15 protein-coding genes are annotated in these 13,617 nt (G+C 55.7%); 8 read left to right on the forward strand and 7 right to left on the reverse strand.

Going from position 1 to position 13,617, the window contains the following annotated elements:
- Positions 1-98: 98 nt before the first annotated feature.
- Genes H6F58_RS07680 through zapE form a run of 3 tightly spaced genes read right to left on the reverse strand, consistent with a single transcriptional unit; the run spans position 99 to position 2,640 of the window.
- The gene (locus tag H6F58_RS07680) at positions 99-950 is read right to left on the reverse strand and encodes a putative RNA methyltransferase (RefSeq protein WP_195181517.1); all 852 of its coding nucleotides are present in this window, start codon (positions 948-950) and stop codon (positions 99-101) included.
- A complete protein-coding gene (gene def / locus H6F58_RS07685; RefSeq protein WP_171918911.1) occupies positions 950-1,591 on the reverse strand; it encodes a peptide deformylase in 642 nt (213 codons plus the stop codon). The genes H6F58_RS07680 and def overlap by 1 nt, the downstream gene beginning before the upstream one ends.
- The gene (zapE, locus tag H6F58_RS07690; protein WP_195181518.1) at positions 1,588-2,640 is read right to left on the reverse strand and encodes a cell division protein ZapE; all 1,053 of its coding nucleotides are present in this window, start codon (positions 2,638-2,640) and stop codon (positions 1,588-1,590) included. Before zapE ends, def begins: the two co-directional genes overlap by 4 nt.
- A gap of 321 nt (positions 2,641-2,961) precedes the next feature.
- On the opposite strand from zapE, the gene H6F58_RS07695 reads away from it, so the two are divergent.
- Together H6F58_RS07695 and H6F58_RS07700 are read left to right on the forward strand one after the other, a co-directional pair.
- The gene (locus H6F58_RS07695) at positions 2,962-3,324 is read left to right on the forward strand and encodes a metalloregulator ArsR/SmtB family transcription factor (RefSeq protein ID WP_236995322.1); all 363 of its coding nucleotides are present in this window, start codon (positions 2,962-2,964) and stop codon (positions 3,322-3,324) included.
- A 567-nt stretch (positions 3,325-3,891) separates the two neighbouring features.
- On the forward strand, positions 3,892-4,353 hold the full coding sequence (locus H6F58_RS07700) for a DUF3817 domain-containing protein (protein ID WP_146275133.1): 462 nt from the start codon (positions 3,892-3,894) through the stop codon (positions 4,351-4,353).
- A gap of 89 nt (positions 4,354-4,442) precedes the next feature.
- Here the strand turns inward: H6F58_RS07700 and H6F58_RS07705 are convergent, their stop codons facing one another.
- Entirely contained in the window at positions 4,443-5,435 is a 993-nt protein-coding gene (locus H6F58_RS07705) for a bile acid:sodium symporter (protein WP_244652407.1), read from the reverse strand.
- 151 nt (positions 5,436-5,586) lie between these two features.
- Here H6F58_RS07705 and H6F58_RS07710 point away from each other — a divergent pair, with 151 nt between their 5' ends.
- Positions 5,587-5,970 carry a DUF3054 domain-containing protein gene (locus tag H6F58_RS07710; RefSeq protein WP_146275134.1) on the forward strand — a complete coding sequence of 128 codons (384 nt, stop codon included), beginning with the start codon at positions 5,587-5,589 and terminating at the stop codon, positions 5,968-5,970.
- Here the strand turns inward: H6F58_RS07710 and H6F58_RS07715 are convergent.
- Both H6F58_RS07715 and H6F58_RS07720 read right to left on the reverse strand, forming a co-directional pair.
- Positions 5,950-6,492 (reverse strand): hypothetical protein, encoded by a 543-nt coding sequence (locus H6F58_RS07715; RefSeq protein WP_146275135.1) that lies wholly within the window; start codon positions 6,490-6,492, stop codon positions 5,950-5,952. The two genes, H6F58_RS07710 and H6F58_RS07715, sit on opposite strands and share 21 nt — an antisense overlap.
- Positions 6,493-7,089, reverse strand: a complete 597-nt coding sequence (locus H6F58_RS07720; protein WP_146275136.1) for a sigma factor-like helix-turn-helix DNA-binding protein — start codon at positions 7,087-7,089, stop codon at positions 6,493-6,495.
- Between the two features lie 161 nt (positions 7,090-7,250).
- On the opposite strand from H6F58_RS07720, the gene H6F58_RS07725 reads away from it, so the two are divergent.
- Entirely contained in the window at positions 7,251-7,532 is a 282-nt protein-coding gene (locus tag H6F58_RS07725) for an Lrp/AsnC ligand binding domain-containing protein (RefSeq protein WP_022875133.1), read from the forward strand.
- A 79-nt stretch (positions 7,533-7,611) separates the two neighbouring features.
- Here H6F58_RS07725 and trpD read toward each other — a convergent pair whose 3' ends face one another.
- Positions 7,612-8,679 carry an anthranilate phosphoribosyltransferase gene (gene trpD / locus H6F58_RS07730; RefSeq protein WP_348536383.1) on the reverse strand — a complete coding sequence of 356 codons (1,068 nt, stop codon included), beginning with the start codon at positions 8,677-8,679 and terminating at the stop codon, positions 7,612-7,614.
- A gap of 286 nt (positions 8,680-8,965) precedes the next feature.
- Between trpD and H6F58_RS07735 the strand changes: the two genes are divergently transcribed.
- The 4 genes from H6F58_RS07735 (at position 8,966) to H6F58_RS07750 (ending at position 13,268) form a co-directional block, all read left to right on the forward strand.
- Positions 8,966-9,604, forward strand: coding sequence for a heme-copper oxidase subunit III (locus tag H6F58_RS07735; RefSeq protein WP_146275138.1), 639 nt, complete (start codon positions 8,966-8,968; stop codon positions 9,602-9,604).
- A 76-nt stretch (positions 9,605-9,680) separates the two neighbouring features.
- Complete coding sequence (locus H6F58_RS07740) at positions 9,681-10,475, forward strand: c-type cytochrome (RefSeq protein ID WP_146278146.1); 795 nt, start codon at positions 9,681-9,683, stop codon at positions 10,473-10,475.
- A gap of 70 nt (positions 10,476-10,545) precedes the next feature.
- Entirely contained in the window at positions 10,546-11,595 is a 1,050-nt protein-coding gene (locus H6F58_RS07745) for a Rieske 2Fe-2S domain-containing protein (protein ID WP_146275139.1), read from the forward strand.
- A 2-nt stretch (positions 11,596-11,597) separates the two neighbouring features.
- Positions 11,598-13,268 (forward strand): ubiquinol-cytochrome c reductase cytochrome b subunit, encoded by a 1,671-nt coding sequence (locus H6F58_RS07750; RefSeq protein WP_195181519.1) that lies wholly within the window; start codon positions 11,598-11,600, stop codon positions 13,266-13,268.
- The last annotated feature ends 349 nt before the right edge of the window (positions 13,269-13,617 follow it).

The raw sequence follows: 13,617 nt of genomic DNA on the forward strand, positions 1-13,617 counted from the left end.
CCACCTAATTTCTCATAGGACAAGGGCCACAAGCTTTGGCCTTTCCTACATTCTGCCGTATCCCGGGCATGAAAGTAGTAGTCATTTTGGGGTATTTTCTATGGCTCAGGGACGAAAACGTGTACTCCAAAGGATGCTGTTACCTGCTGGTTGCCGAGGGAGCGGACTTTGTCTCTCAAGGTTTCCGGGGAGAGGTGGTGTCCCGCGGGGCCCATGAAGGCCAGGTTGTACAGATCCTCTTCGTTCAACGCCATCTGATAGCTCAGGTGCTGAGTTTCACTGTGCGCCAGATGCTCGGCAGCAAACTTTTCGCTCAGGGCAGCCAATTTCCCTTCAGCAACCGATAGCATGCCCAATGGCTCGATCACTTCGTTCAGGTGATCGGGTTCGCCGGTGACGACGATGCACGCGCCGTCCTCACGCAGGACTCTGCGAAACTCGGCTGGGTTGTGCGGAGCAAAGCAGTTGAGCACCACATCGCGCGAGGCATCGGCCGACGGCAATCGCCGCCAAACGTCCCACACCACAGCCATGGTGCTGGGCAGCTTCGCAGCACGGCGCATGGCAAACCGGGAGATATCCAGCGCCAGTGCATCTTGCTGGCAGTTGCCGGTAGCGGTGAGGATCTGGTTCAGGTAATAGCCCGTGCCAGCGCCCGCATCGAGCAGATCCAGGGTAGATCCTTTGCGATATTTCTCTACAAGTTCCGAGAGCTTGCCTGCTAGCGGGGCGTAGTGTCCGCTCGACTGGAATGCCTCTCGTGCCTGCACCATGGCCGAGGTGTCTTCAAGGTAATTGGTTCCCTTGCCAGTGAGGAAGTTGAAGTAGCCCTGTTTTGCGGCGTCGAAGCGATGGCTGGAGTCACAGCGCAGCGACTTCCTCGTCTCGTCGCTGAACTGCAACGGCATGTCGCAGACCGGACAGGTGACGGTGGTATCGATGTTGGGCATCAGAAGTTCAGAACCTTCTTGGCGGTGTCGACATCCAGGCTTTCATGGCGCCATAGTTCTTGCTCATTGATTAGCGAGCGCGTTTCCGACTTATCAACATAGACGACCCCGCTGAGATGATCCGTCTCGTGTTGCACGATTCGTGCTTGCCACCCACTGAACTCGCGCGAATGTTGCGCGCCGTCGCGGTCCTCGTAGGTTGCCGTGATATCGGCAGGACGAGTAACAACGCCCTGGAAGCCCTCAAACGACAAGCATCCCTCATAAAACACGGCTTCGCGATCGGTGGTGGCAGCGTACGACGGGTTGAAAATTTCGAAGTACTCCAGCGGTTCGCGTTCGCGTTCGGCGGCAATCTCTTCTGGCACCGGGTACAAATCTTCAAGCACTGCGATCTGAAGCGGAATACCTACCTGCGGTGCAGCCAGACCTACACCCGGCGCGTGATACATGGTTTGGCGCATGGCGCTTAAAAGCTGTTCGAGCAGGGGCTGATCCAGCTGTCCGGTGTAGGCAACGGCTTGCTGCCGAAGTACTGGGTGGCCAAGCTGGACGATAGGCAGGACGAGATTGTCGTCAGCTGTTTCTAGCACTGCGAGCACAAGCGCTTGGATCTCTTGGTTGGTGTATTCAGGATTCATGGAGAAACAGTGGTCCGTTCTATGTCGTGGCGGTGTAGCTGCGCTAGCCGCGAGGTCAATCGCGCCTTTTCGGCGGCATGAAGCATATGGCCCAATTGGGACAAGTCGTCCTCGGCGTACAAATGAACTTCAATGTCCTTGTCGTAGAAGACATCGATCAGGTTCGCGAGACGGCGCTCTTCATCCATTGGCATCAGTTCGCTGGATGGGATTTGGGTGATGTGCCACCGCGGAAAACGGGTGGCAAGTTCTAGATAATCCGCGGTATTGCGCCGGGTCCTGCAAATTTGATCGAAGCTAATCCAAATAGCCTCGCCTGCTTGGCGGGCCGGGCCGATTCGGTCGTATCCGATTTCTATCCATGTTTCGAGCGAGTCTCTAGGCGCCTGCTGGGGGAGCAGGGTCAGTGAACCACTGCGATACCCTGAAGTGGCGCCCTCCATCTCTGCCTTCCGTAGCCGGTAGTCCAGCTCATGATCCAGCTCAAATACCTCGTAATCAGCACGGATGGACTCGATGATTGGCGTGACCAAATGGTGAAAGGCATCGTCGTCGAGAAGCTTCTCAGGCGCGTAGTTGGACGTGGTCACCAATTGAATATCGTGTTGCTTGCAGTACTTGACCAGTTTTCCCATAAACATGGCATCGCCTGGCTCCGTGCAGTGGAATTCGTCGAAGATGAGCACCTGGATGCCAGCCAGTTCCCGTTCGAGCCCTTGAGAAAAAATGGCGCCAAGTGGCTGGCCAGGGACGCGATTTTTGGGGGAGTTCAGTTGGTGGAAGAACTCGTGGAAATGAAATCTCCTAGTGCTGTGCGCCGGGAGATGCGCAACCAACGAATTGGCGATAACCGTTTTCCCTCGACCGGGCGGGCCGTAGATATAGGCGCCTTGCGGGGCGTTTTTCGAGGCTGGTCCGACCGTCTTGCCTAGTACGTTGATGAGCTGTTGCTGGGTAGGGTCAGCGATAATTCCTTCTGCAGCCAGGGAATCCAGGATTTGCTTGGCCAGGGCATTCTTTGCGGAATTTCGTAACGACGGTTCGGGCATAACTAAATTTTGCCATTCCCGGATGCGGCATCCAATTCACAGGCTTTCCATCAATTCTCGACACCATCAGTGCAATGCCGTTCGCAGGCCTGAGAAATATTCAGAATACCTAGTCAGAGACTTAAAGTCTCAATTCCTTTCGGATGATTTATTCAGGGGAGTTGCGCCAGGCAAGGGCTCGCTGGAGGCTGGTCTGTGTGAATTTTCGCTATGCCTATCGCTTTTACAGCGGGTAAGTCCATAATGGACACACTCGGCAAGCAGTTTGTGAAAAGCTGATGGGTCGAGGAGTTGATGCCATGGTTTCAGGGAGTGTTCGTGATGACTGGTGAATATAGCGTCCCGAGGGCGCGAGCAGAAATCATATCGAGTGATCTGCTGGATATGACGGTGACCGTTCTCAAGACATTATCCGATCCTTTGCGGCTTCAAATGCTCTGGGCGCTGTGTGATCGGGATCTGACGTTGTCTGAGCTCGCGCAGCTGATAGGTGTCAGCCCGACGGTGGCCGGCCAATTGCTTTCGCGCATGAGGACCGCCGGGGTCCTGCAAACTGAAAAGTCTGGCCGTCACGTGATCTATTCAATGCACGATGAGCTTTCCCGCCAGTTTATTCGCCAAACTTTGGATTTTGCAGCGCACCGACTTGAGCTGCAAGGCGCCTCGGATTCCACAGAAGATTGAGCCAGCATTAATAGGCGGATTAGCTGGTAGATACGCTACTTTCGTGCGAGTTATCAGTAAGCCGATAATCTACATTATGTAAAGTAGTGGAAATCTGGCACTCCCCAATAGTCCAGTTTCGCCCGGACGATTCTGATGTTCACCTCATCAGAACAAAACGCTTGAAATTGCCAAGCACCGGTTCCGCTTGCGGCCAACGGGCCCGTTGGCAATGAAGATGCCTCGGAGGTTGCTTGCATCGATACCGATGTGCAGACGTGTTCTCTGGAACATCCTGAACTCAACGTCAGTGCTTTTGAACATCAGCTGAAACGGTAATCTCGCCGGTTTTTTGGAGTCGCAGGCTTTTGGGGTTCCTCAGCCAGCAGCAATAAATTGGTGTGCTCCTGGAAACGTGGCTGCATCCAAAAGTCTTTGCATCGAAACCCGGAATGGTCTCTGCTTGAGCGTCAGCGATGCGTCGACAAATTCGGAATTGGGAGCTTTGCAGGGTGCCTGTCAGGTTAGTCTAGAAGGAGCTACTAAAGACGTAGCACTCCCCTATCTTTCAAGGACTGACGCAAGACTATGTCACCAAGCGCCCTATACCGGACGGTTGCTCGTGCAGAAGCGATCACCTGGACGTTATTGATTATCGCAATGGTTCTCAAGTACGCAGTGAAAGTCGGTGACTGGCCGGTATCGATTGCAGGCTTCGTCCACGGCTTCGTCTTCCTTACTTACATTGCCACTTCCGTTTTGGTCGGCATGAATCAGCGCTGGAGCAAGAGGCTAATTCTCGGCGCCGCAGCAACATCAGTGATTCCGTACCTGACAGTTCCTTTTGACAGGTGGCTCGAGCGTCGAGGCAAACTTGTTGGCTCCTGGCGCACTCAAGCCAGTGAACATCCGGCAGATCAGCGTTGGACGGATTCGACCATGCGTTGGCTTGTTGCGCGACCGGTTCTTTCATCCATCGCGCTTTTTGTCCTGATTGTCGCGGTCTTTTCCACCATGCTGGTCATGGGCCCTCCAGGTGGCCGAAGCTGATCAGCTCCTGTTGGAGCATCTGGCTTCAGGCCAGTCTTCTCCGGCCCTGACTACACGGACCGGTTCTCCATACTGGGGCAAAGCGTACTTTAGCCACTAGGACTTCCCGGAGGTTCGTTCGGCGTCGCCCTGACAAGTAGCGGCACGACCCTAACCATGACGAGCATCGCCACGAGCTCAATAAGCGTCTGCGTCACTACGACTGACGAGGCCAGTGAGTATTCAAGCGGCAAAGCCAGTGCGATGGGCAGTACAACCAGGGAGTTCCTAGTGACCCCGCTGAAGCTCACAGCACGCAGGGCCGTTGCTGGAAGGCCGAATGCTTTGCCGATATGAAACGCGGCGAAACCTGCCACAGGGATGAAGATAATAAATACTAGCGCCGCCTGAATCAGGCTTTCTCCCTGATCAGCCAACACGTGGAATTGTGAACCCACCACGCTGAAAAGCGTTCCCATCATGGCTGGAACCATGAAGTTCTCTGCGCGGCAAGCGATATTGCTGAAGCAAGCAAATTTATTGCCCAGGATCTGAGTAGTAATCGCAAGCACCAGCGGTATGAATATGAGCAATGTCAAGGTTGCTGCAAATGGTTCTGGCGCAAGCATCTCCATTGAGGATTTCCCGACTATGACGTACATGTAGATGGGAATCAGCAGCATCTGCAGTAGCAGCAAGAGCGGTGTTGCGGCGAGCAGCTTGTGGTTCTCTCCCCCGGCCAGTCCTGAAAAAACGATGACGTAGTCCACGCATGGCGCCAACAAGACAAGGGCGACACCGATCAAAACAGCTTTATCGGCTTGGACGAATCTCGTCAAAACGTAAACCAGGATCGGGATCACCATAAAGTTGGTTACCACCAGAACCGCGACGAATCTGAAATCCCTGAAACCTTCGACCAGCTTGGTCAGCGGGATGCTCAGGAACGTGATGTATAGCAGTACGCCCAAGAATGGATTGATCGAAGCACCAAGGACGCTGCTGAGGATCGGGAAGCGCCCGCCAATAAGGCAGCCTGCCGCGATAGCCAGTAAATAGAGCCAGATCTGATGCTTGTTCATCCACGTCGTTGCTGAAGACAAGAACCCTACGCTCCCTATAACTGATTATCGACCATTGAATAACTGCCTGTGGGCCTGTTCTTGCTGATGGTGCTCCGCTGTGTCTGAATCAACAGCGTCCTAGTCCTGAAAGCTGCCGTGAATTCGACGGAGGCATCCCTATCATGAGTACATGAAGCAAAGTATGAGCAAGTGGCCCTGGATGGTTTCCATAGACGTTCTCCTCATTGTTCTCTTCGCGTTGCTGGGACGCCGAGAACATGAGCATGGGCTGGAAATCAGTGGAATCTTCATGACTGCCCTGCCCTTCCTCATAGCTTATGTCGTCATGACTGTCCTGTCGCGGCCATGGCAGACGATCAATAAACTTTGGCCAACAGGTATTCTGGTCTGGCTCGGAACCGTCGTCTTGGGTGTTGCGACACGCTTATTGATGGGAAAAACGGCCGCGATTTCATTCGTGATCGTCACGTTGATTGTTCTCGGGCTATTCTTGCTTGGCCGACGAGCAGTCTGTGGATTTGTCGCTAAACGATCACAGCAACAACAGGCCTAGCCCGTAGGAGCCGGCAGCAACCAAGCTGCTGGAGAACGTGCCCAAGATGAATTGTTCAGCCGCGCGGTGGTCTTTCAATTCAGAGAACCGGCCGAGTCCTTTAACCGCCAATACGATGGCGATTCCTTCTGGCCAACCGGCCCACAACGCGCTGACGATGGCAGCTCGCTCCAGGAGTCCGATCCATAATCCGCCACGAAGCGGAGATGGGTCGGACTCTTCCTGATTGATCTCTGAATCATTTTTGGCGGCCAGCTTGAAAACGAGTTCCGTAAATGGTCCACCAAAACTCACCGCGAATATGGACGAGAGCATAACGACATACAGTGTCGGTACATGGCTGGACTGGTCAGTTTCACCGGATGCTGCGGATAAAACGGCCGCAGCAGCAGCCAGAAGTCCGGAGATCACAATGAGAACTTCGCGCCGACGCGCCCGCTTTCCCATGGCGTAACCCAGATATGCAGCGAGGCAAGAAAGTATGGTGGCTAGGCTCAGACTCCCCCACGCGATCCAGAACATCTACAACTCCCCTAGCATTTTCAATTGTCGAGTCAGTGACTTCGCTGCCTCATCCATCATTCGATTTGCCTCAAACCATAGTGCTGCGGATAGGCGAGACGAGACAGCTTGCTGGGTGATTCCCAATTCCTTGGCAATCTGTTGCTGGGTAAGTCCCTCGTCAGCCAGGGTTCCCGCTTCCCAGGCGGTGGCCCTGCGCTTGGCGACGATACAGGCGGTTAGCTGGAGCTCGGCTTCTAGCCGCGTTGCTTCATGGGAGGGCCCATGGACGGCAACGTGCGCATTCGTATTTTTTGAGCGCTCAACGGCGACTCGGGCGTATTCAAAAGCTGGACCACGACCGGCCCGAGTCTCTTTTGGCAAGGGGGTCTCAACCTGGCCGAATCCCAGGCCGACGCTCCAATCCCCCGAAGCTGCCATCATGACGGCCAATCGAATCGCTTCTGACGCATCATCGAGTACAGCTTGAACCTCGTCTCCGGCGGTACGCTGGAATGGACGCACTACCGGAACTGTGGCGTTGGCCTGTTCAATGAGAGCTTGCACCTTGTCTTCCGAAGAACGAGAGCGCCGCTGGTCGATGGTCAAAACTATCATGCGACAAGTATAAAGCATTGTAAAAATTAATACTAACTTTAAGGCTTGTGAAGCGCGTCCCTGTCGCTTTCGACCGACTCGCTGAAATTGCATTTTCGACTAGAGTTGAAACTAAGTCATAGGCCTTCAGCGTGAAGGCTCAAGTAGTGAAAGGCGCAATTATGGTTACTGCATTCGTCATGATTCAGACGGCCACGGACAGCATCCCGGAGTGTGCTCAACAGATTTCCGCAATCTCAGGGATCAGCGAAGTCTATTCCGTCGCTGGCGACTGGGATCTGATTGCGGTAGCCAGGGTTCATAAGCATGAGGATCTGGCGGAGGTAATCGCCAATAAGCTCTCCAAGATTCCCGGGATTCGGGGCACACAAACCCATATCGCATTCCGCGCTTACTCGGATCATGACTTGGAAGCAGCTTTTTCCCTGGGTTTGGATGACTAAAGCCGCAGAACGACGGACGGGTTCTGGTTTCCGCTTGTATAAGCGGAAACCAGAACCCGTCCTTGTTTAAGCCGGTGCGCTACTCGCCTACGATCCTCTGAGTGGTCTGCGACCAAGTGGCCAGAACGGACCTTGCGGCTCCGGAATCAATCGAGGCGGATGCCTTTGCGACAGCGATCGCCATGCGTTCTTCGAAGCTGCCCTCGTTCGTTGGTTCGTAGGCGACCATTCCCGCTGCTGCGTTCAATACAACGGCATCGCGAATTGGCCCCTGCGCTCCAGAGACGATCTCTTTGACAACCTCTGCATTGTGTAGGGCGTCGCCTCCGCGGAGCTGTTCGATGCTTGCGCGCGCTATGCCGAGATTCTGCGCATCAAAAATGAACTCGTTGACCTGTCCATCGCGAACCTCCCATACCCGGTTAGGTGCGGTGGTGGTCAGCTCATCGAGGCCGTCGTTGCCCCGGAAGACCAGGCCGCGAGAACCGCGGCTGGCCAAGACGCCGGCCATGATTGGAGCCATTGCCAAATCTGAGCAGCCGATGGCCGACGAGCTGGGAAGGGCGGGGTTTGTCAGGGGCCCCATGAAGTTGAAAGCTGTTGGCACGCGCAGCTGGCGCCTGGCCACGGCAACGTGGCGCATTGACGGGTGGAAAACGTTGGCAAAGCAGAACGCGATTCCAACCTTGTCGTATACCTCGACAAGCCTCTCGATTGGTACATCAAGGCGGACACCGAGCGCTTCAAGGACGTCAGCGGATCCAGAAGAGGATGATGAGGCGCGGTTGCCGTGTTTAACTATGTTGATGCCGGCGCCTGCGCAGACCAAGGTGGCCATCGTCGAGATGTTGACGGTGTTCTGGCGATCTCCGCCGGTCCCCACAATGTCCAATGTTTGTGCTTCGATATTCAACGGCTTCGCATTGGCAACCATGGAATCAACGAGGCCGGTCAGCTCCGCGACGGTTTCACCCTTGGAGCGCAAGGCAACCAGGAAGCCGGCAATTTGAACATCGCTGGCCTCGCCGCTCATGATCTCATTCATGGCCCACGCTGCCTGAACGCGACTGAGATCGCCACCGCTAATCAGGGTGGCTAAGAGATCTGGCCACGTTGGGAACTTTTCGTTTTCAAGGCTCGTTGACACAAATGAAAGCCTATCGAGCCGGCAGTCCCAGACCCAATTCATGTCGCCAAATGATGTGTCTCAAATCGCTAGAATCTTAGTGTTTCTAGGGATAAATAGGGTACAAGAGTGTTGCATAAATGATTGTTTAGCAAGACTCGCCGAATCAAGCTCTACGAATTGTAGAAAGAGTTTTCTGCATACTTCCCCGTGTTTCCGCGGTTGTTGTTGATGTGTGGCGCAAAAAACCTCCGACAACGCCTTTCTGCATTGGTATCTGAGGGGCATTTAGAGACATAATGTCAGTGTGACAACTGCGACTCATGCCCCAAATACGACGGCGCCACATGCGCCGAACCGCCCAAACATGGTGTCGGTGGGAACGATGGTGTGGCTCTCCAGCGAGCTCATGTTCTTCGCCGCCCTCTTCGCCATGTATTTCAGCCTCCGGGCTGCCGCGCCCGAACTATGGGCGAATGAAACTGCCAAACTCAACGTGCCGTTTGCGCTGGTTAACACCTTGATTCTGGTGTCCAGCTCGTTCTCGTGCCAGCTTGGCGTGTTCCGTGCCGAAGAATTCAAGCCTCGCCGTTCCGGCGGAGTGTTCAACTTCAAGGAATGGGGAATGATTGAATGGTTCATTCTTACCTTCATCCTTGGTTCCATCTTCGTCTCGGTCCAGGCTTATGAATACGTCACCCTCGTTCACGAGGGCGTAGCACTGAACTCGAACTCCTACGCTTCGGCCTTCTACATGACCACCGGCTTCCACGGCCTTCACGTCACCGGTGGCCTGATTGCATTCCTGCTGATCATTGGTCGTGCAATGCTGGCTAAGAAGTTTGGCCACTTTGAAGCAACGGGTTCCATCGTTGTGTCCTACTACTGGCACTTCGTTGACGTTGTTTGGATCGCGCTGTTTGCGATCATCTACTTCTTGAAGTAGCAACTTTTAGTCATTAGTTGCCACACCAAGAAGTACGGCAACACCACACCAAAGAAACTAAGTGAGGAACCAGCAAGTGAAGGCTCTTTCGAAAAAGCGCCGCCACCCGCTCGCCGCTGTGGCCCTGCTTCTGTTTGGATTGCTGATTACCGGCAGTCTCTACACCGCAGCAGGAAACATCAGCGAAGCGAAGGCCGCTGAGACCACCGCCGCATCGCAGACCGATGTTGACGAAGGTCAGAAGCTTTTCGTCGCCAACTGTGCTACCTGCCACGGTATGCATGCTGAAGGCTCGGACTCCGGTCCTTCGCTGATCGGCGTTGGCGCCGCAGCTGTTGACTTCCAGGTGGGCACTGGCCGCATGCCAATGCAGATGCAGGGCCCCCAGGCCCAGGTGAAGCCAGTCCAGTTCGATGACAAGCAGATCTCCCAGCTGTCGGCCTACGTGGCCAGCCTGGGTGCGGGTCCAGCGATTCCGGATGAGGAATACCTCGATACCACCCAGGGCGATGCTGCCCATGGTGGAACTGTCTTCCGCGTGAACTGCGCAATGTGCCACAACGCGGCAGCAGCCGGTGGTGCTTTGACCCGAGGAAAGTTTGCTCCGACGCTGACCGGCGTAACTGAGAAGCACATCTACGAAGCGATGGCTACCGGCCCACAGAACATGCCCGTGTTCAACGACTCGAATATCACCCCAGACGAGAAGCGTGATGTCATCACCTTCTTGAAGACCATTGAAGCCAATGGTTCTGCCGGTGGTGCAGCCCTGGGCTCCTTGGGCCCAGTTGCTGAAGGCTTGTTCACCTGGACCGCAGGTCTGGGCATCATCATCGCCTTCACCATTTGGTTGACCTCGCGTCCTTCCTAAGGCAAACCACGGCACTGGCCGTAACCATCACTACGTACATAATTTCCTAACAGAAGGATGAGAGAGAAACATGGGCGACCATAGTCACGGCAGTCCCGAAAACTCGGGCACCGTTGCTAAGGCTGACGATGTAGCTCAGGATCGTTTCCCCGATCCGGGCTTGCCACCCCATCGTCCGCGTCTCGCAGATCGCGATCCGCGCGCAGCCAAGCGACACGAGCGTCAAGTAGCGCTCCTATTTACCATCTCCATCATCGGAACGCTCTTCTTCTTCGTGGCCTACTTCGTCTTGGGCCGCCTGGGCGAAATGTCTTTCGCTGAGCTGCGTGTGCAGAACGCTGCACTGGGCCTGGGCACCGCATTTGCGATGCTCGGTATCGGTGTAGGTATTGTTCACTGGGCAAAGACCCTCATGCCGGATCACGAGCTCATGGAAATGCGCCACGAGATCCGATCTGAAGAAGACCGCCAGGATGCAGTCGAGATCGTAGATACCGTTCTTGAAGAATCCGGCATCAAGCGTCGTCCGCTGATCCGCAACACCCTGATCGGTGCCATCGCCTTGGCTCCGATTCCGGCGATCTTCATGTTCCGCGACCTGGACCGCACCGGCAACACCGCGCACCAGATGATCGATTCCCTGCGCCACACCATGTGGGACACGGGCATCCGCTTGACCCGCGACCCATCCGGTACCCCGATCAAGGCATCTGATGTCCAGATCGGCTCGGCCTTCCACGTTGTCCCAGAGGGCATCAACGAAACCGAGAACCCGCTGAATGAAAAGGCCAAGGCCGTAGTTCTGCTGATGCGCATGGATCCAGCGGAAATGCAGATCTCCGAGGGACGCGAAGACTGGAACGTGGACGGCATCGTCGCATACTCCAAGATTTGCACCCACGTCGGTTGCCCAATCGCACTGTACGAGCAGCACACGCACCACCTGCTGTGCCCCTGCCACCAGTCGACCTTCGACCTGACCCAGGAATGCAAGGTCATCTTCGGCCCAGCTGGTCACGCACTTCCACAGCTGCCAATCACCGTGGACTCCGAAGGCTACCTGGTCGCGCAGAGCGACTTCCATGAGCCTGTTGGCCCGTCCTACTGGGAGCGTGGTTAATCATGACGACTTCTAACGAATACCAGGCATCGACCGCCACCGGTCGTATCGCCAACTTCGTGGATTCACGTGTTGGCGCCTCGGCCATGGTCAAGGAATTCGGTCGCAAGATCTTCCCTGACCACTGGTCGTTCATGTTCGGTGAAGTGGCAATGTACACCTTCGTGCTGCTGCTGCTTTCCGGCACCTTCCTGACCTTCTTCTTCGATCCGTCGATGGCCCACGTGGTCTACAACGGTTCGTATGTGCCAATGAAGGGTCTGGGCATGTCGACCGCCATGGCTTCCACCATGGATATCTCCTTCGACGTGCGCGGTGGCCTGTTCATGCGCCAGGTACATCACTGGTCGGCACTGCTCTTCGTAGCATCGCTGTCCGTGCACATGCTCCGCGTGTTCTTCACCGGCGCATTCCGCCGCCCTCGTGAATTGAACTGGGTTGTCGGTGGCGTGCTGCTGATCATGGGCTTGGCTGCTGGCTTCACCGGCTACTCCTTGCCTGATGATCTGCTTTCCGGCAACGGCCTGCGCATCATCGACGGCGTCATGAAGGCGCTCCCAATCGTTGGTACCTACCTGTCGATGTTCTTCTTCGGTGGCGAGTTCCCAGGCGAGCACGTAATCCAGCGCCTGTACTCGCTGCACATCATGATTGTGCCTGCGGTGATCATCTTGCTCATCGTTGTCCACCTCTTCATGGTTGTGACCCACAAGCACACCCAGTACCCTGGCCCAGGCCGTACCAACGACAATGTTGTTGGCTTCCCAGTTGGCCCGGTTTACGCTGCCAAGGCCGGTGGATTCTTCTTCATCGTCTTCGGCATCGTGGCTTTCATCGCCGGCCTCTTCCAGATCAACCCGATCTGGAACTACGGACCATACGACCCATCCCCTGTTTCGGCTGGTACCCAGCCTGACTGGTACATCGGTTTCGTTGATGGTGCACTGCGCTTGATGCCAGGTACCCTGGGCAACTTCAGCTTCGAGTGGATCATTCCGTTCCCTTGGGGTGACAACACCCTGGTGCTGTCGGTTCTGCTTCCGGCACTGGTTCCTGCTGGCGCGCTCTTCGTGGTGATGTTCGCATGGCCATGGATCGAGCGTTGGGTAAACAAGGACAACCGCGAGCACCACTTGCTGGATCGTCCGCGCAACGCGCCGTTCCGTACCGCTATGGGTGTTGCCGGTGTGATCTTCTACAGCGTGATGTGGGCAGCTGCATCCTCTGACTTGATCGCAACCCACTTCCACGTGGCGCTGAATGACGTGACCTACTGGTTGCGCGCGCTGTTCTTCCTCGGCCCGATCCTGGGCTTCTGGCTGACCCGCCGCATTTGCCTGTCGCTGCAGCGCAAGGATCGCGAGATCGTCTTGCACGGCCGCGAAGCGGGCATCATCCAGATGTCGCCAGAAGGCGGCTTCAGCGAGAAGCACGAAGAGGTCGACGTGTACAAGCGCTACCTCTTGACCAACTTCGTGGATCGCCAGTACATTCCGGCTGAGCCTGACGCTGCCGGCCACATCTCCGGTTCGGAGAAGCGCCGTGCACTGATCTCGAAGTTCTTCTTCGAAGATCGAGTCGCCCCGGTAACCCCATCGGAACTGGAAGCAGCACATGCTGCCCACGGCCACCATGAGGTTGAGGGTGACATGCAGGACTCGATCGGGAAGTAATTCCGACTCGCGTTAGTCACAGAAGGAGGGACACACCGAAAGGTGTGTCCCTCCTTTATTTAACCCAACACGCCAGAAGCCCACAGGAACGATTCTGGGCGCTTTAGAAGCGCCGGACGCGTAAGCCCGGTCACCGGCAGGACCGATAGGCCTCGCACGCGGCGGGAAAAGGCCTGTGGCGGTCGCCAGGTGATAGGTGTCCCCCAATGGCCGCCATGGCACTGGCCTTCTCGCACGGCACCATTGGAATTCCCGCGGCCGGATCCGCATTGCGCCAGACGCCGGTGCCTGGGAATCTCTGTGTCCGATCAGCCTGTGTGCATATCGGCAAACACAGGTGATCGATGCA

The organism is Glutamicibacter sp. FBE19 (assembly GCF_015524875.1).
GTDB lineage: Bacteria > Actinomycetota > Actinomycetes > Actinomycetales > Micrococcaceae > Glutamicibacter > Glutamicibacter halophytocola.

Bases quoted from the DNA above. Each gene is read 5' to 3' on its own strand.
- H6F58_RS07680 (WP_195181517.1), bottom strand. From the start codon at position 950: ATGCCCAACATCGATACCACCGTCACCTGTCCGGTCTGCGACATGCCG.
- def (WP_171918911.1), bottom strand. From the start codon at position 1,591: ATGAATCCTGAATACACCAACCAAGAGATCCAAGCGCTTGTGCTCGCA.
- zapE (WP_195181518.1), bottom strand. From the start codon at position 2,640: ATGCCCGAACCGTCGTTACGAAATTCCGCAAAGAATGCCCTGGCCAAG.
- H6F58_RS07695 (WP_236995322.1), top strand. From the start codon at position 2,962: ATGACTGGTGAATATAGCGTCCCGAGGGCGCGAGCAGAAATCATATCG.
- H6F58_RS07700 (WP_146275133.1), top strand. From the start codon at position 3,892: ATGTCACCAAGCGCCCTATACCGGACGGTTGCTCGTGCAGAAGCGATC.
- H6F58_RS07710 (WP_146275134.1), top strand. From the start codon at position 5,587: ATGAAGCAAAGTATGAGCAAGTGGCCCTGGATGGTTTCCATAGACGTT.
- H6F58_RS07715 (WP_146275135.1), bottom strand. From the start codon at position 6,492: ATGTTCTGGATCGCGTGGGGGAGTCTGAGCCTAGCCACCATACTTTCT.
- H6F58_RS07720 (WP_146275136.1), bottom strand. From the start codon at position 7,089: ATGATAGTTTTGACCATCGACCAGCGGCGCTCTCGTTCTTCGGAAGAC.
- H6F58_RS07725 (WP_022875133.1), top strand. From the start codon at position 7,251: ATGGTTACTGCATTCGTCATGATTCAGACGGCCACGGACAGCATCCCG.
- H6F58_RS07745 (WP_146275139.1), top strand. From the start codon at position 10,546: ATGGGCGACCATAGTCACGGCAGTCCCGAAAACTCGGGCACCGTTGCT.
- H6F58_RS07750 (WP_195181519.1), top strand. From the start codon at position 11,598: ATGACGACTTCTAACGAATACCAGGCATCGACCGCCACCGGTCGTATC.